The 16,498-nt window shown below is 47.5% G+C and carries 14 protein-coding genes and 1 pseudogene; 5 read left to right on the forward strand and 10 right to left on the reverse strand.

All coding sequences use genetic code 11. The features are described 5' to 3' along the window. Positions 1–176: 176 nt before the first annotated feature. Positions 177–1,922 (forward strand): sigma-54 interaction domain-containing protein, encoded by a 1,746-nt coding sequence (locus ACFQZT_RS03445; RefSeq protein ID WP_379296553.1) that lies wholly within the window; start codon positions 177–179, stop codon positions 1,920–1,922. 46 nt (positions 1,923–1,968) lie between these two features. Here the strand turns inward: ACFQZT_RS03445 and rocF (ACFQZT_RS03450) are convergent, their stop codons facing one another. The 10 genes and pseudogenes from rocF (ACFQZT_RS03450) to ACFQZT_RS03495 form a co-directional block, all read right to left on the reverse strand. After that, complete coding sequence (gene rocF, locus ACFQZT_RS03450) at positions 1,969–2,874, reverse strand: arginase (protein ID WP_379296555.1); 906 nt, start codon at positions 2,872–2,874, stop codon at positions 1,969–1,971. Between the two features lie 32 nt (positions 2,875–2,906). Beyond that, positions 2,907–4,094: an ornithine--oxo-acid transaminase gene (locus ACFQZT_RS03455; RefSeq protein ID WP_379296557.1), complete on the reverse strand. Its 1,188-nt coding sequence runs from the start codon at positions 4,092–4,094 to the stop codon at positions 2,907–2,909. A 17-nt stretch (positions 4,095–4,111) separates the two neighbouring features. After that, complete coding sequence (gene rocF / locus ACFQZT_RS03460) at positions 4,112–5,023, reverse strand: arginase (RefSeq protein WP_379296559.1); 912 nt, start codon at positions 5,021–5,023, stop codon at positions 4,112–4,114. Between the two features lie 175 nt (positions 5,024–5,198). After that, the gene (locus ACFQZT_RS03465) at positions 5,199–6,071 is read right to left on the reverse strand and encodes a LysR family transcriptional regulator (RefSeq protein ID WP_379296561.1); all 873 of its coding nucleotides are present in this window, start codon (positions 6,069–6,071) and stop codon (positions 5,199–5,201) included. Between the two features lie 30 nt (positions 6,072–6,101). Further along, positions 6,102–7,217, reverse strand: a complete 1,116-nt coding sequence (locus ACFQZT_RS03470) for an S-methyl thiohydantoin desulfurase family protein (RefSeq protein WP_379296563.1) — start codon at positions 7,215–7,217, stop codon at positions 6,102–6,104. Between the two features lie 74 nt (positions 7,218–7,291). Continuing rightward, positions 7,292–7,525, reverse strand: a complete 234-nt coding sequence (locus ACFQZT_RS03475) for an MFS transporter (protein ID WP_379296565.1) — start codon at positions 7,523–7,525, stop codon at positions 7,292–7,294. Between the two features lie 3 nt (positions 7,526–7,528). Next, positions 7,529–8,626, reverse strand: a complete 1,098-nt coding sequence (locus ACFQZT_RS03480) for an MFS transporter (protein ID WP_379296567.1) — start codon at positions 8,624–8,626, stop codon at positions 7,529–7,531. Positions 8,627–8,736: 110 nt separating this feature from the next. Continuing rightward, on the reverse strand, positions 8,737–10,479 hold the full coding sequence (locus tag ACFQZT_RS03485) for a hydantoinase B/oxoprolinase family protein (protein ID WP_379296569.1): 1,743 nt from the start codon (positions 10,477–10,479) through the stop codon (positions 8,737–8,739). Then, positions 10,480–12,525: pseudogene (locus ACFQZT_RS03490) on the reverse strand (hydantoinase/oxoprolinase family protein). 25 nt (positions 12,526–12,550) lie between these two features. Beyond that, positions 12,551–13,093, reverse strand: coding sequence for a helix-turn-helix domain-containing protein (locus ACFQZT_RS03495; RefSeq protein WP_379296571.1), 543 nt, complete (start codon positions 13,091–13,093; stop codon positions 12,551–12,553). A 305-nt stretch (positions 13,094–13,398) separates the two neighbouring features. Here ACFQZT_RS03495 and ACFQZT_RS03500 point away from each other — a divergent pair, with 305 nt between their 5' ends. From ACFQZT_RS03500 to ACFQZT_RS03515, 4 genes are all read left to right on the forward strand, one after another. After that, positions 13,399–14,385 (forward strand): ParB/RepB/Spo0J family partition protein, encoded by a 987-nt coding sequence (locus ACFQZT_RS03500; protein WP_379296573.1) that lies wholly within the window; start codon positions 13,399–13,401, stop codon positions 14,383–14,385. Between the two features lie 21 nt (positions 14,386–14,406). After that, on the forward strand, positions 14,407–15,405 hold the full coding sequence (locus ACFQZT_RS03505) for a zinc-binding dehydrogenase (RefSeq protein ID WP_379296575.1): 999 nt from the start codon (positions 14,407–14,409) through the stop codon (positions 15,403–15,405). A 97-nt stretch (positions 15,406–15,502) separates the two neighbouring features. Further along, positions 15,503–16,003 carry a hypothetical protein gene (locus tag ACFQZT_RS03510; RefSeq protein ID WP_379296577.1) on the forward strand — a complete coding sequence of 167 codons (501 nt, stop codon included), beginning with the start codon at positions 15,503–15,505 and terminating at the stop codon, positions 16,001–16,003. Beyond that, on the forward strand, positions 15,990–16,484 hold the full coding sequence (locus ACFQZT_RS03515) for a hypothetical protein (RefSeq protein ID WP_379296579.1): 495 nt from the start codon (positions 15,990–15,992) through the stop codon (positions 16,482–16,484). Before ACFQZT_RS03510 ends, ACFQZT_RS03515 begins: the two co-directional genes overlap by 14 nt. Positions 16,485–16,498 lie beyond the last annotated feature (14 nt).

Raw genomic sequence — 16,498 nt, forward strand, 5'->3', positions numbered from 1 at the left:
ATCATCTTTAATTTGAACAGTTATTGTTTAAATTAAATGAATGTTGGACAAACCAACGAGACAACTTGTACACATCCGTCATTATTGTGAATCTTTGAACACCACCGGGATGTTGAATGCAAAAGGCATTCATGGTAAATTTATACGAAACGATTGCGATACGCGCGAGGTATTTTATGTTCAAAAATGAACAATTTCCGTTGAACACCCATTTTCATGTGCTTACGGTTGATGCAACAATAGAAGAGCTTGCATCCTATTTAGAAAAGGAACAAGCGGTTCTCGTGCACATGGACAGTCAGGCTTGTTTGTTTATCTCGGAGGATATTAGCTTGCTCCAGACAAACTCAGCACTGAGCATTGAAGCGTTTGTGCAAGCAAATAAGCATTTCAATTCCGCCGTCCTACCTTATGACGAGGCTCATTTGCTTGATTCGTTGCTGCTTCATCTCCCGCATACGACGAACCGTCCTCTGCTTTTCAAGGATTCGGCAGGAAAGATCCTGGGATATGCTCACTTATCGGATTTGCTACAATACTCCATCAGGGAGCAGCAAAAATGGTCCGCTTATTTTTCCACATTAGCCCAGACGGTTACAGATGCTGTCACGGTTGTAGACCGCAATGGCGAGGTCATCTGCTGGAACCCGGTTGCAGAAGAGCTTTATAATCTTCCGCAGGCAGATATATTGGGAAGGCGAATTGGTGAGCACTTCGAGACTGAAACGCTTATGGTCCTGAAAATTCTCGACGAAGGGCGAATGATTCGCAACACCTACCATCGTCCGCGGCCGGATACGCATGTGTTGATCAACGCCTCGCCGATCCGGGACGTACAAGGGATGATCATTGGCGGTATTGCTACCGAACAGGACATTACGCAGCTCGTTCGTTTAAACGAGCAATTGACCGCGTCCCACACATTCGAACCGCATCCTAAACCGAACACCGAAGATCTCTTTTCCTTTATCAAAGGTAAGGGACCGGCAATCGGAAAAGTCGTGCAGTGGGCTAAAAAAGTCGCTGCCACCGAAACCCCCGTACTGCTCATCGGCGAAACGGGTGTCGGAAAGGAGCAGCTTGCTCAAATCATCCATAATGCCAGTCCGCGTTCGGAGCAGCTGTTCCTTTCCGTCAATTGCGGTATTGTACCCGCAGGACTGCTTGAGACCGAGCTGTTTGGTTTCCAGGGCGGCGCCTTCACGGGCAATCAAACTGGACAGGCCGGCAAACTGGAGCTCGCGAAGGACGGCACGCTGTTCTTGAACGAGATCGACCGATTATCGTTGGATCTTCAAGCCAAATTGTATGACTATATGAATCAACAAACGTTCGTCCGCACGGGAGGCAGCACTCCGATAGCGGTTCGGACCCGCATCATTGCAGCCTCTACGCAAGACCTGGCGCAGCTTGTCGAAAAGCACGAATTCCGCTCAGACTTGTACTATGCGCTTCATGTCATATCCATTCGCATCCCGCCTTTGCGCGAGCGAATCGAAGACATACCGGCGATGCTGCAGATGTATCTCAAGCAGTTTTCCTTGCAGTATCAAAAACCGCTTCCGACACTTTCCCCGGAGGTAATCCTTGCCTTTACCAATTACGACTGGCCGGGCAATTTGCAAGAGCTTAGAAATATCGTTGAACGCTGCGTCATTCTAAGTGATGAGGACATGATTACACTCGACCACCTGCCTCCATCGCTTCAAGAACAGCAGCCAAGTCTTCTTTATCCAGAGACGGATGCCTTGCTCGTCTTGAACGACAAAACATTGAAGCCAAAAATATCGGATCGTGATGAAATCGGCTTGATCGAAGAAGCGTTGGTAAAAACAGCCGGAAACAAAAGCGCGGCAGCCAAGCTTCTGGGCATCTCCCGCGGGACGCTGTATAATAAAATGAAAGAGTACAATCTGGAATAAGAAAAGCCGTTACGAATGGTTTAACCCAATCGTAGCGGCTTTTTTATCATAAAATTCGCTTGCCCAGCAAGGAAGCGATCAATCCGACCGCAAGCCGCGCAGTACGCCGGCTTTCATCCTGCAGCGAATTGACTTCCACAACGTCGATGGAAGTAATACGTCCTGATTCCGCAAGCAGCTCACAGGCAAAATGCGCTTCGCGGTAAGTCAGCCCGCCTGGCACAGGCATGCCAACACCCGGAGCTTCTAGCGGGTCCAAGCAATCGGCATCGAAGCTCACATGGATGCCATCCGTTCCATCTCCGGCAATCTGCATCGCCTTTTCGATGACTTTCTCAATGCCCATCCGATCAATGTCATGCATCGTAAAACAAGTAATACCTTCGGATTGAATCAGCTCTCTCTCATCCGGTTCCACATCGCGGACACCAATGATAACCACGTTGTCGCTCTTAATCGAAATGGTGTTATCCGCAATCTCACTGAGTTTCAATTGTGCTTTGCCTAAAGCAACAGCGAGGGGCATCCCGTTTAGGTGCCCAGTCGGACTTGTTATCTCGGTATTCAAACCGGCGTGCGCATCAAAATATATAACGCCTAGGTTAGAGAACTGAGATGAAAGTCCTGCAAGGACACCGATAGTTATGCTATGGTCGCCACCCAGCACAAGCGGTATTGTGCCCCCAAGAACAGCTTGCGACACCTGCTTCGCAACCATCCTGCTTACCTCTTTCACTTCAGGCAGATGTTTCACTAAATCACCGCTTGAATGAGAAGCAGAAGGCAGCGGACATCTCACCTTATATTCACCGGCCAGTTCATAGTCTGTCTTGCGAATCTGCCGAATCAGGCCGGCTTGTATCATGCTTTCCGGCCCATCTTCCGTGCCAGGACGTCCCGCTCCAAGACCGAAAGGCACCTGAATGAGGCTAAGCTGTTTGTTGGTCGACATTACAATCACCCGTTCTTTCCTAATCGAATGGCTTAGAGCACTAGTTTTATTCGTTCAAGCGCCCAATCTAACTGCTCTTTGGTAATCGTTAGCGGAGGTGCAAATCGGATCGTCGTATCATGCGTTTCTTTGCACAGTAGGCCAAGCTCTTTTAATTTCTCGCAATAAGGGCGCGCTTTCTCATTTAGTTCAACTCCGATGAACAAGCCGCGGCCTCGCACCTCGCGGATACGCGGGCTCTCCATTTGACGCAACTTCTCAATAAAGTACTCCCCAAGTTCTAAAGAGCGCTCGACCAGCCCCTCATCCTTTAACACATCCAGAGCTGCAATCGCTACCGCACAACCTAGCGGATTTCCACCGAAGGTCGACCCGTGAGAACCAGGATTGAAAACACCGAGAATCTCCTCGTTGGCAGCAACCGCGGAAATCGGGAACACACCGCCGCCAAGCGCTTTACCCATAATATATACGTCCGGCTTCACCGCTTCCCAATCGCAAGCGAAAAGCTTACCCGTACGGCCAAACCCTGTCTGAATCTCATCCGCAACGAAGAGGACGTTATTTTCTTTACATACTTGATAGGCCTCAAGTAAGAAATCTTCCTGTGGAATGACTATTCCCGCTTCCCCTTGGATCGGCTCGACCAGAAATGCCGCTGTATTAGCTGTAATCGCTTTCTTTAAGGCCGCCAGGTCACCATAAGGAATGATCTTGAAGCCAGGTGTAAACGGTCCGAAACCTTCTTTGTATTCTTCCGAAGATGAAAAGGATGTAACTGTTATTGTCCGGCCGTGAAAATTGCCTTCGCAGACGATAATTTCCGCTTGATCTGCCGGTACTTGTTTGACTTGATAAGCCCATCGTCTTACCGCTTTAAGTGCAGTCTCAACCGCCTCGGCTCCGGTGTTCATCGGCAAAATCATGTTTTTCCCTGTCAATGCCGACAACTTTTCATAAAACTCGCCAAGTTGATCGTTATGAAACGCCCGCGATGTCAGTGTCACTTTATCCGCTTGATCCTTCAGCGCTTGAATGATCTTCGGATGTCGGTGCCCATGATTGAGTGCCGAATAAGCACTTAACATATCCATGAAGCGGTTGCCCTCCGGATCTTCGACCCAAACGCCATCCGCCCGCGAAATAACGATCGGCAGCGGGTGGTAGTTATGTGCGCCGAATCTTTCCGTTTGTTCAATGATGCTGCTCGTGTTACTCATGCCGCCACTCTCCTCTGCTATAATATCCGTTCTCCAAACACTGAGCCGATCAGCTCAACGGCTGTCTTCGCTGTTTTATTATGCTGGTCGAGCATCGGGTTCACTTCGACAAACTCAGCCGAGACGAGACACTCACGCTCATACAGCATTTCCATGGCCAAATGGCTCTCCCGATACGACATGCCGCCGGATACCGGTGTTCCTACGCCGGGAGCTTCACCGGGATCCATCCCATCAAGATCGAGGCTGAGGTGAACGCCATCGGTTCCGTTCGTTACGATCTCAAGCGTCTCTTCCATGACCTGCTTCATCCCGTTTCGGTCAATATCATGCATCGTAAATACGCGAATGCCTTTTTCTTTCAGAAACTTCCTTTCGCCTTGGTCAATCGATCTGGCGCCGATAATGACGACATTCTCGGGGCTAATTTTTTTCTCGACGCCTCCGATAGAAGTGAGCTCAGGATGACCATACCCAAGAGCAACCGCCAAGGACATGCCGTGAATATTGCCTGAGAACGTGGTTTCATCCGTATTCACATCCGTATGCGCGTCAAACCAGATAACGCCAAGCTTGTTCACATGCTGCAGAACCCCTTTAATCGTGCCGATCGCAATACTATGATCACCGCCAAGCACGAGCGGGAATTGTCCTTTGCCCATTTCCTCAGCAACAACATGGCACAACTGGCTGTTTACATTTTTGATTTCCTTGAGATGCTTGAGCTTTTCCCCTGCTGCATAAGCTTCAATCGTTTTATTTACATGAATATCGCCTAAATCTTGAATTTGATAACCGAGAGCTTCCAATCTTTGCTGTGCATTAGAACCTCTAATCGCACTCGGACCCATGTCCACACCTATGCGGTCTGCACCATACTGCAGCGGGACGCCGATTAACGAAATCTTGTTGTTTTTCACCGCATTCATCAGACGCACCTCTTTCTATCTCCCGTAGTACTGCCATTGTAACATGGGGAAATTTATTAAAAAAATTGAATATTCCAATCATAACGATTGAAAAACATTATGCACGCATCCCATAAAACAAAAATCCCCCGTCAGAATAAACCGTTAAGAACGGTCTATGCCTCAGGAGGAAGCCTTACATTTCGGTCCAGATTCGTTTGACAATCTCGGCGAACGAATAAATATTTTTCTCATCCAATCGTTTTTTCAAAATGACCATCGACGTTTCAATTTTGCCGGGAAAGCGATGAATTTCAGCGAGTGTTCCCTTTCTTAGTTCCTCCTCTACGAGGGCTGAGCCCAGCAAAGCAATTCCTGTATGATACAGAACCGTACGTTTAATCGTTTCATCGGTTACGCACTCAATATAGTTATCCGGCGTAAAGCCGTACTCTTCCAGGCATTCATTGACAAGTCTCTGGATGTTGGACCCTGACTTATAGGTAATGAACGGATACTTTTCCATCAAAATGTTCGTGTCATACTTGTCATAGAGCTCTCTGGTCGTTACCAGAACGAGATCCTCTTTACCGAGAGGAAGAGTTTCCAAAATCGGAGAGTCGCAAGGACCCGCGATGATCGCAAGATCCGCTTCATTCGCGGCGACCTTTTTCATCGCGTCGTTGCTGTCGCAAGAGAACAGCTGCAGCTTCACCTGCGGATTTTGCGATATATAGGAATGAATGATGAGCGACAAATATTGCGTGCAATAAAATTCGGGCGCCGCTACGGTCAACAAGCCGTGAGGATTATCCAGCTTCTTGAGTTCGCGCTCCATTTCTTCAAGTAAAGCAAATGTCTGATCGATATACTGCTTGACCAGTTTCCCGGACGGAGTCAAAAACGTTTTCTTCCCGACACGATTGAATAACGTGACGCCCAATTCACTTTCCAGCGATTGCAGCTGGAGCGTAATCGTCGGCTGCGTATAGCCTAATTGATCGGCAGCACGGGTTAAATTCAGACAATCCGCAACAACCTGAAAGGTTTTGTATTTTCTGAAATCCATATTCCTACACGCCTCTCATTTTGAGTTGATCTAAGTTTTTGACGCCCTTCTTTCCTTAATAGAAAAGTAAAGGTCATTCTCTAAACCGATATAAGACGGGCCAAAGATAGACAAGCCTTTCTCACTTTCCCAGTAAGTTGGAGCTGGTAACGTGATGACTGCGACTTCCATACCGGTTTGGCAATCCGGATTCAGAATAGGCATTCCCGTTCGGCGGTCCAATACCGAAATCAATTCCGGAATGACTGAGAGGATCTCATCACCTCGCCGCGCCAGCATGAATTCATTGCGGAACCAAATGTACAGCGGAGCAGCTTCGCCATCATCCGAGCCGATCAGCACATCGCCTTCAATAAATCCGCCCGCGTCCTTCCAATTGGCTTCTAAAACCTTGCCGATAGCCAAAAGCCTGCCATTTCCTGCCGCTACTATATTCTCGATGGGTGATCGGTCTTCCTCTAAGGATAAGCGTCTGGCCCGCCCAACACATTCAGATAGTGATAATGTACCCGGAATCACCGAATGTTTCAAGCGGCTGCCTTCAATCGGGTGATCGCAGACACCAGCCAAATTCCCGGAACTCGTGGCAAAAGAGCGGGCGATTTGCTCGGCGCGATCATGATTGACCGCATGCTGCACAATAATCGTATCGCCGAAACGATTCGCTAGCGCAAAAGGGGAAATCGACACATCAAAGATGTGAAAGGTGGTATGAGCAAGGTCCGGAACAGCCCGGCCCGCAGGATCCCCATCGATCAAAGGAACATTCAAACGTATCGCGGTTTCAATCGCGCAAGAAGTGTTCCCTCCTAACTCTGTCGCAATAACCGCTTGTATCGGTTTTCCCAGGTAGTCTTGCAACGCCTGGGCTGCCAAGGTCGAAACTTCATCCGGCAATTCGGTTAAACCGGCAAGACGCTTCCGAATATTTTCGCTTGGAGGCGCGACCGAGCCGACATAATACGGCGAAGCAACGAGCCAATCATCTCCGATATCTTCCAGCGAGGCAAGCGCGACTTGCTTCCCTTCCGCATACAGCCTGCGGACCGTTGCCAGCGCTTCTTCGAGACTTCCTCCCCCGCCTGTGCCGTAGATCCCCGCACCGTATAGTAAATCTTCCACTTCAATTAATTGTAGATTTCTCATGATCGTAAGCTCCTTTATTCATTTCTGACCCTAGCGTGGAAAAGAAGGGAGGAATGCTCCTCCCTTCTTCGCAATTATTCTAAAATTTTTCCTTCAGTTTCCGGAATGAAGAATATGATAAATAGCGTAATCAACATAAAGATTTGGATGAAGGAAACTGTCATATTGAATACCCAGCCCATCCCGATCACCATGCCGATGATCGAAGGAGCAAGTGTGTTAGCCCAGCGCTGAGCGCCGGCACCGAAACTGTATCCCGCCACGCGGCTCTTGGTCGGATAAATTTCACCGAACCATGCATTCCACACGCCTCATGCGCCAAGACTGAAGAACGATAGCGCAAAGTTGAAAATATATAGCTGCGGCATGTTGACCGCGTACGCAAATCCGAAGCCGCAGGCGACAGACAATGCAACGAAGATAACCATGATTTTCTTCCGCCCGTATTTGCCCGTCAGCTTTGAAGCTACCAAATAACTCGGGACTTGGAACAACGTGGAAAGCGTCAAGAACGTCAAGCTTTGAGAAAGCGACAATCCCTTTTCGGAGAGCAGAGTTGGAATCCAGGTGTAGAGACCCCAGTAACCAAAGGCGAAAGCAAAATTCACGATCGTTTGGAGGCTGGTTATTTTTCTGAATCTTTTCTTGAAAATGCTGAAATAATTCGCTTTTTCGAACGGCTCAACGACCAGCTCGTCCTGTTCTTTCACTTCGACTTGGCCTTGGCTTAGATAGCGTATCGCTTCCTTAGCTTCCTTTTGCTTTCCTTTTGCAGCGAGCCAGTACGGGGACTCCGGCAAGAAGCGAATCATGAATGCCCATAATCCGGCTAGCGAACTTAAAATGATTACGCCCCGCCATCCGCCATACACATGGCCTTGCGTGAATACGTAAGTGGCACCAATCGCCATCAGCGTGCCGAGCGGCCAGCCTGCGGAGAGGTAAACAATTCCTTTGCCGCGCTGCTTGACCGGCATCAATTCTTCAAAGTAAGGGAACCCGGAAATCATCACGCCGCCAAGCGCTAACCCGGCGATAAATCGTACAGTGTAGAGCATTGTAAAGTCTATTGAAAAAGGTGTGATTAACGAGACTACGGCAAAAATCAACAAGCTGTACATTAACGTCTTCTTCCGTCCGAGCTTATCGGCAATGAGCGCCCAAATATAAGTTCCGGGGATTTCCCCCAAATAAATCGCACCGATAAGCGAGCCTTCCTGCAGCGGGGTTAGTCCGAAATCACCGGCAATTGAGCTGCTGATAAAAATAATGAGCATGGCCTCCCAAGCTTCAATGACCGAGACGAAAAATAAAATGAATCCGACAAACAGATGTGTTTTCGTGAAAGGCATGCGATCAAACAGCTCGCCAACTTTGATTGAGGAACCCGGATTACGAGTATCTTCCATTCGTGAAACCCCCTTTTTAGTTCAACCCGTTCTTTGCCATGAATCTCTTGCGATCACACCCGCTTGTTAATTTACAGGAATAACGGGCTCATCGGATGCCCACTACCGTTTTACCTCGAATGATGGCGTCTTTCTGCCGTTTCATCCAATACCTGATACGTAGCCGGATCAAGTAAGACTCCAAATTTGTGTTCAGCCTGTTCTAAAGTGATATAGCCGTTCTTCGCATCACTGGCCACTCGCGCTGTTAGTCTGTCATACGGATTGCCGAATCCCCCTCCTGTTCCAGTCATCAGCCTGATAACGTCTCCTTTGTTCAAAGGATACCTGGCGTAAATGCCGAACGGTCCATCGATGTCACCATTCGCTTTATCGATATAAAACTCGTTAGGAGAACCTGACTCCCCGCCGTTTACGCCCCATGGCAAATACTTATTACGTCCAAAAGTGACGGTCACCGTTTGCTGATCGCTTAAAGCGCGATAGGAACGGATAACTCCTGAACCGCCAATGAACTCGCCTGCGCCTGTTCCGTTACAGTTCAGGCTGTATGCATCAACCATAATTCCATAGCGGGATTCGGCAATTTCGACCGGCATGTTGTAGGTTTCACCATCGCCGATACAGAATTGCCCGCGCAAGCCGTCCGCATCATTGCCTGCGCCCCAGCCGCCAACCGAAGGCTCGACGATCAGGAACGGTTCGTCCGTATCCGGGTGATTACCGGATAGCGTCACTGCGCAAACGGATAGGAAATGCCCCGCTGTCAACCTGTGCGGAAGGATCGGCGCCAATGCTTTCCATACCAGATCTCCGCCCGCAGAACCGCTTTCCCAATAGGCGGATACAGGTGCCGGCCGATCTGCGGAGAATATTGAACCCGGATCCGTGATGATCTCAAGTGGCCGGAACACCCCGTCGTTAATGTCTTTGGAAGGGTTCGTTATGCCCAGAAACACCGTACGCGTATCGGTCACAAGCGTCGTATACGAGCAGTTGATCGGTCCCGGCACCTGCGGGTGGCTGCCCCTGAAGTCACAAATAAACTGATCGTCTGTAATCGTCACCTTCACCTGAATCCGAAACGGACCGTTTCCCATGCCGTCGTCATCAATATAATCTACAGCCTCGTAAATACCGTTCGGAAGCTCTTTGAGCTCCTTGCGGGCAAGCTGTTCCCCCTGATCGAGCAAGTTTTCGACCGAGGCCAGGACGACCTCTTTGCCATACTTGGCACAAATCTCATGAAATCTCTTCTCCCCTGTACGGAGTGCTGCCACTTGCGCCCACATGTCGCCCAGAGACAGCTCAGGAAATCTGACGTTAGCCTGAATCAGATCAACCAAAGCTTGATTGAGCTCATCTTTGCTGAACAGCTTCACGCACGGAAATTGAAGACCTTCCTGAAAAATATCGGTCGAATCGTTCGTGAACGACCCTGGATCCTTGCCGCCTACCTCGGTCCAATGTGCTTTGTTCGCCGAGAAGGCAACAAGCTCGCCTTCATAGAAAATCGGCAGGACCAGTCCGACATCGGAAAGGTGTGATCCTCCGCCTTTATACGGGTCATTAATGATGATAATATCGCCTGGATACAGCTCTTTGCCTTGGCCGAACTTGGCAATCGTCTCCTGCACCATAAAACTCAGATTACTGATAAACCCGGCCACGCCTTGCCCTTGCGAAAGCAGCTGTCCCTTGGCATCCGTGATCCCGCAGGCATAATCCAGAACTTCATATATGATCGGGCTCATAGATGTCCGCCCCAAGGTGTAAAACATTTCATCGCCGATGGCGATCATGGCATCTTTTACGATTTCCATGCTAAACGGATCCACATGCTGTGCGTTCATCTAGTTCACTCCTGTATGAATGATCAAGTTGCCGTAATCGTCCACTTCCAGTTGTTGTCCCGGATGCAGAACGGTAGAGGAGGATTTCTCTTCTACGATCGCTGGTCCTTCGATGGCTGCCCCTGGCGATAAGCGCAATCGATCATAAACTGTCGTCGTGATCCAGCCCTCTTTTTCGTAATAAACTTCACGTTGTTCGACGATAGCAGATTCAGCCGACAATCCGGTTTGCTCCAGTTTTTTCAAAACAGGCTTGTCTACTTTCCCGAAAGCAATGACGTGCAAACTGACAACCTCAACCTCCGTATATTCCAATTTAAAGGTATACGACTTCTCGTGAAGCTCATGGAATCTTTGAACAGCTTCAGCAGCAGATTCCGTATCCCATTCCCGGTTTGGAACCTGTACCTTGACCGTATGCTCCTGACCGACGTAACGCATATCCGCATAGCGTACAAAAAGGATCGATGCTCGGTCCATACCGTCCGATTCGTACTGGCGGATGGCTTCCTGTTCAATGGAAGTCCAATTGTTGTTCATTTCCATAAGATCTATTTAACCGAATCTTCTGACATAAGTTTGTATAAAATCGCGTCGCAAATCCGTCATCAGCATCCCCCATGCGGAAAATACGGAAGCTGCTGTCGGTACGATCACTTTTTTAACGCCTAGCTCTTTAGCCAAAATCGGAGCATGCATGGGTCCGCCGCCACCAAATGCAACCAATGTGAACTCCCGCGGGTCGTGGCCTTTTCGTATGGAAACAAGTTTGAGCGCATTCAACATATTCGAATCCGCAATACGAATGATGCCCAGCGCCGCATCCTCGATCGAAATATCGAATGGATCCGCTACCATCTCCCGTATCGCTTGCTTCACCTTGTCGAAATCGACGTTATAGCCGAAATTCCGCGAAGCCAGCCGGCCTATCGCCAGATTGGCATCCGTCGTCGTTGGCTTCGTGCCGCCGTTCCCATATGCAACCGGACCTGGAACAGCACCCGCAGAGTGCGGTCCTACTCGTAAAGACCCGGCTTCGTCTAGCCAAGCGATCGATCCGCCGCCATTACCGATCTCCACAATATCGACGACCGGTACTTTTATCGGATATCCGGCGTAGCGTTCTGTTTTTTCGATATAGTAATCTGTGGAAACTTTCACTTCTCCGTTATCAATGAGCGAGCATTTCGCTGTCGTGCCGCCGATGTCGAAAGCGATCAGCTTCTTTTCACCGATCAGTTCACCCAAAATTGCGGCTCCAAAAACACCTGCTACAGGGCCCGATTCAACCAGATTGATCGGCGTTTCCTTCGCTTGCTGGAAAGTGGTCGTACCTCCGTTTGACTGCATGATGTAATTGTGGCTAGTTACACCATTTGTCTTCAGCTTTGCATAGAGCTGATCGATGTACGAAGCCGTTAACGGCTTGACGTAAGCGTTCAGCACAGCGGTGCTGGTTCGTTCGTACTCGCGCCATTCTTTCGTCACCTCGTGCGAAGCCGTTACGGCCGCTTCCGGCCATAACTCCTTGATCAAGCGCACAGTTTCCTGTTCATGCACCGGATTGAGGTAAGCGTGCAAATACGCTACGGCAATGGCTTTCACACCTTCTTGTTTGAAATAAGCAATCGCCGCCTCGACCTCATCGAGCGCCAAGGAGGTAACGACTTCACCTTTGTAGTTCAGACGCTCCGTAACCTCTAGCCTCAGATGTCTAGGTACAAACGGTTCAGGCTTCCGATAGCGAATATTGAATATATCCGGACGGTTGCCTCTCGCGATCTCCAAAACATCCCGAAAACCTTTGGTCGTGATCAGGCCCGTTTTTACCCCTTTTTTCTCCGTTAATGCATTTATGACAACTGTCGATCCGTGAATAAATGTTGTAATCGCTTTCTTTTCGATCCTGCTTGTCTCTATAACATCCATAACGCCCTGTTCAAAGTAAGGCGGGGTTGTCGGACTTTTGGCGACTCCAACTTCTCCCGCTTCATCCACATAGACGAGGTCTGTGAACGTCCCGCCAATATCAGTCGCTACTCTCATCCTTTTCTTCCTCTCCTGATGTTGTCTAGAAAATAACTGGCGTCAACACGCACAATAAGACAGACTCTTCATTTAACGGATTCTCGAACTCATGCGCAATATGGGAAGGAAAATGAATCGTTTCCCCTTGACGGACATAATAATCCTCCCCGTCAATTTCGAATAAAACCGCGCCGTGAAGCACGTAATAAAACTCTTCTCCCGGATGGGTAAAGGTATGCTCCTTTTGCTGTTTCGGTGCAAGAGTGACAATCAGCGGTTCCAAGGCCCTCTTGGGAAATTGCCCTCCAAGTCGTACAAAGGAGCTAGCCGAGTTCTCTACTCTGAATGCCTTTTGCTGCTCCAACTTTACATGGAAGCTTGACTTGACTTCCTCCTCGAAGAAGTAAGACATTGTCACATCCAGCGCATCAGCAATCTTTTTCAGCGAAGTTATCGCCAGAGAAGTCGCGCCTCTTTCCACGGAAGATAGGAAGCTGACAGATAGACCTGTTTTCTCAGCCAAGTCTTTTAAGGTCAAATCGTTACTTACCCGAAGTTCTTTTACTTTTTTATGAATCTCTTCCAAAGGTTCACCTTCACTCTTATGTTTATAATAGTTATTCAATTCTGTATTTTTTACTATCATACAATATTATTTTACAGAAATACAATAATTATTTTAGTAATATAGTAATTCTTATATTTATTCGCATTTATTTATGATGCCATCAGCCGTTTCTCGTTAACAGATGCGAACACAGCCTAAATTTTTACTTCATCTTTATAAATTTTCCTTCTCAACAGTTCGCTGCTCATAGAAATTAATGTATAATTCATATTGTTTATGAAATTTTTTCTAGCTTAGATCCATCAAACAATAGGAGAAATCATATGGATATTATCGAAATTAGAGCGGATTTAATTGATGAAGATACGGATCAGCCCCGCTATCAATTTGCCGAAGAATCGCTGCAAGAATTAATGAAAAGCATCGAGGAGCTCGGCCTTCTATCTCCCATTAAAGTGAGAACTACGAATAACGGCCGATATAAAATCATTTACGGAAACAGACGCTACAAAGCTTGCATGATGCTGGGCCGCCCGACCATTCCGTGCATCGTCTCTACGGCTACAGATGAAACGGAAATCTATCTGGAACAAATCGCAGAAAATTTAACGAGAGAAGGATTTTCCCCGATTGAAGAAGCGGAAGCGTTCGATAAACTTTTGAACAATCCAAAGTTTAATAGTTCGGTCAAATACCTTTCCAGCAAACTCGGCAAGCCGGAAGCGTATATTAAAAACAAATGCGAGCTACTAAAATTCAGCGGTCCTGTCAAAAAACTGATCGTCAGCGGAACGGAGATCAGGAAAGATAAGCTGACGGAAGATCAGCTGATGCCCCTTAAAGATTTGCCGATGGAGCATAGGGATTCGCTCGCCCTTATCGTAGCTAGAGATGAGCTGCCGGTGAGCGATGTCAAAAAGATCGCCCGCTTATTCAAGGATAAAGACATGTCTGCAAGCACAAAGGACAAGTTATTATTCAAATCGGGTCTGCAGCTTGTGGAAACCTGGTCGGTCTATGAGCAAAATAAAGCGGAAAGAGCGAAGACCATTCCACCCAAAGAGTCGCCAAAGCGCAATATTCCTGAGAAAAATGAACAAGCTTCACCCCATGCAGCTTCCATTGAAGACAAACTTCAGCGTTTAATTGCTGCACTGCCTCCCTACCCTTCCTTGCCGAGTGAGAGCTGCGAAATTCAAACCGGCGATAAAGAAAGCTTTCTGCGGGACGTTGATCAGCTTATCGAGAATCTGGAAAAGCATGCGGAGAAATGGAGAAAGATCAAAGACTTGGCGATGGCTAAAATTTAAGCGAGAGTAGGATGTACGGGAATGTCCAAAATGATGCATGCAATCATGTTAAACGATTATAACGGGAGCTCAGGACTCGACTACAGGGAAATCCCGGTTCCATCGATCAACAACGATGAAGTGCTAATTCAAGTTCATGCCGCTTCGATTAACCCGGCCGACTTGCTTTTCATCAACGGGAATTATGGAATTAAACGCGATCTTCCTTGTGTCGGTGGCATGGAGGGATGCGGGACGGTTATTGCGACCGGAAACAGCCTGGTAGCAAGGATGCTGAAAGGTAAACGCGTAGCATTCGTATCTGAGAACTACGGTTCATGGGCACAGTATGCGAAAGCAAGCGCGATGACCTGCATGGTTCTTCCTGATGGCGTCACAGACGAGCAGGGAGCCGTTTTCTTCGTCAATCCGGCAAGCGCCTTGGCGATGATCCGAATTGCCAAAAAACATAAATCCAAAGCGATCGTTCAAACAGCCGGGGCAAGCGCGCTTGGCCGAATTTTAGTAAAGCTGGGTCAAGAATACGGTATACATATCATCAGTATCGTGAGAAAAGATGAGCACGTAGAACTCCTTCGGAGCAGCGGAGCCGCTCATATTGTGAATACACAATCCGCAACATTGGACAGGGACTTGCAAGCGTTATGCCACAATCTTGGGGCAACCGTATGCTTCGACGCTGTAGGCGGCGATTTAACAGGAGTGGTTCTTTCCGCAATGCCCAATGGCTCTACCTTGTATCAGTACGGAAGATTGGGCGGGAGTACTACGACAGTGAACGCGGATGATCTCGTTTTCCACAGAAAAAGAATCGATGGCTTCTGGGCGTCCGACTGGGTGAAAACACAATCGATCTTCAAGCTCTTGTCATTGCAAACCTCGATGAAGAAATTCATCGGCTCCAGTATTCAAACGGAGATCAGCCAGACCTTTCCGTTAGAACAGACGGCTTCCGCGATCAGCCAGTATCAAACTCAAATGACTGCGGGAAAAGTACTTCTTTATCCTTCTAAAAGCTAGAACCAACAATAAGGCCCTGAGGCAGCATCTCAGGTCCTTTTTAATGTTCACTTTGTTCGAAAATGTTCGTATAATCAACGCCAGGCAAATCCATACTATGGGAAATAAAGATCAATGCGAGGCTAGTATGCTCATCTCTTTTTATATTTCCCTGGTTTGGTTTCTTTTTGCAAGTACAGTTGCCACGCATAAAAAATTTCCTCACAAGGATCTTGCCTTTATGTTTTTGAGCGTCGATTTCTTAAATACCAATTTATATTATTTATTCGACGATGCTTTCCACGTCTTCGATCTTTCGAAAGATCCCTCGCGTTATGTATCCTTTGCATTGCTTCAAAGTTTGATCATACCGAATGTTATTGCGATTTTGGTTAATCTTTCCATTCAATCTCAGGCTGTTACAAGAAAACTGGTTGTTCAATTAGCTGCAATTGGTGTTCTGGTTGGCTTGGAGCTGATGAGTCACCTTTTACTGTTAATTACTTATCATGGATTCCTTAAGGCGATTTGGTTAAGCTTATACCGAGTGGCGCTCTTTTACATGGCTTATTTTGCTTTGAAATGCTTCAAAAGGATGTGCAGCCATGCTCATTTATGAAGGCAACTTTGGTTTAAAAGACTATTTTCTGCTTTCAAGTATTGCCATAATATATGGGATCGTCTATATAATGCCAAAGCGTTTTTCAATTTCCACATCGTTGCTCCTGTTTATTTACAGTTCCAACGCTGCTTCCATGTTGGATAACTCAATTGGGGGTGGTCCTATTGACCTTTACGATATTATGGGCGGTCCTGCTTATTCCGTGATGGACTTCGTCGTTTATTTTCTTTATGCACCCTTTGGGTACTTTTTTATTTACTTTTATGACAAGTTCCATTTCAAGGGAATGAAAACCGCCGGTTATATCGTACTTTGTTCATTGATTGCATTAGCTTTTGAATGGATTTGCATCCAAGTCGGAATATTTCAATACAAAGACTCTTACTTGATTTATTATTCATTTTGTATCTACCTGTTCTCACAAACTAGCATCATTTTATTTTACCGCTATATATCGAAAACAGAAAACGACCGCTAATGATATGCGGTCGC

The sequence above is a fragment of the Paenibacillus sp. GCM10027628 genome (genome assembly GCF_042676385.1).
Taxonomy (GTDB): Bacteria; Bacillota; Bacilli; order Paenibacillales; family NBRC-103111; genus Paenibacillus_E.

Coding starts and splice junctions, on each gene's coding strand:
- ACFQZT_RS03445 (WP_379296553.1), top strand. CDS start 177: ATGTTCAAAAATGAACAATTTCCGTTGAACACCCATTTTCATGTGCTT.
- rocF (WP_379296555.1), bottom strand. CDS start 2,874: ATGTCGACCAACAAACAGCTTAGCCTCATTCAGGTGCCTTTCGGTCTT.
- ACFQZT_RS03455 (WP_379296557.1), bottom strand. CDS start 4,094: ATGAGTAACACGAGCAGCATCATTGAACAAACGGAAAGATTCGGCGCA.
- rocF (WP_379296559.1), bottom strand. CDS start 5,023: ATGAATGCGGTGAAAAACAACAAGATTTCGTTAATCGGCGTCCCGCTG.
- ACFQZT_RS03465 (WP_379296561.1), bottom strand. CDS start 6,071: ATGGATTTCAGAAAATACAAAACCTTTCAGGTTGTTGCGGATTGTCTG.
- ACFQZT_RS03470 (WP_379296563.1), bottom strand. CDS start 7,217: ATGAGAAATCTACAATTAATTGAAGTGGAAGATTTACTATACGGTGCG.
- ACFQZT_RS03480 (WP_379296567.1), bottom strand. CDS start 8,626: ATGGAAGATACTCGTAATCCGGGTTCCTCAATCAAAGTTGGCGAGCTG.
- ACFQZT_RS03485 (WP_379296569.1), bottom strand. CDS start 10,479: ATGAACGCACAGCATGTGGATCCGTTTAGCATGGAAATCGTAAAAGAT.
- ACFQZT_RS03500 (WP_379296573.1), top strand. CDS start 13,399: ATGGATATTATCGAAATTAGAGCGGATTTAATTGATGAAGATACGGAT.
- ACFQZT_RS03505 (WP_379296575.1), top strand. CDS start 14,407: ATGTCCAAAATGATGCATGCAATCATGTTAAACGATTATAACGGGAGC.
- ACFQZT_RS03510 (WP_379296577.1), top strand. CDS start 15,503: ATGGGAAATAAAGATCAATGCGAGGCTAGTATGCTCATCTCTTTTTAT.
- ACFQZT_RS03515 (WP_379296579.1), top strand. CDS start 15,990: ATGCTCATTTATGAAGGCAACTTTGGTTTAAAAGACTATTTTCTGCTT.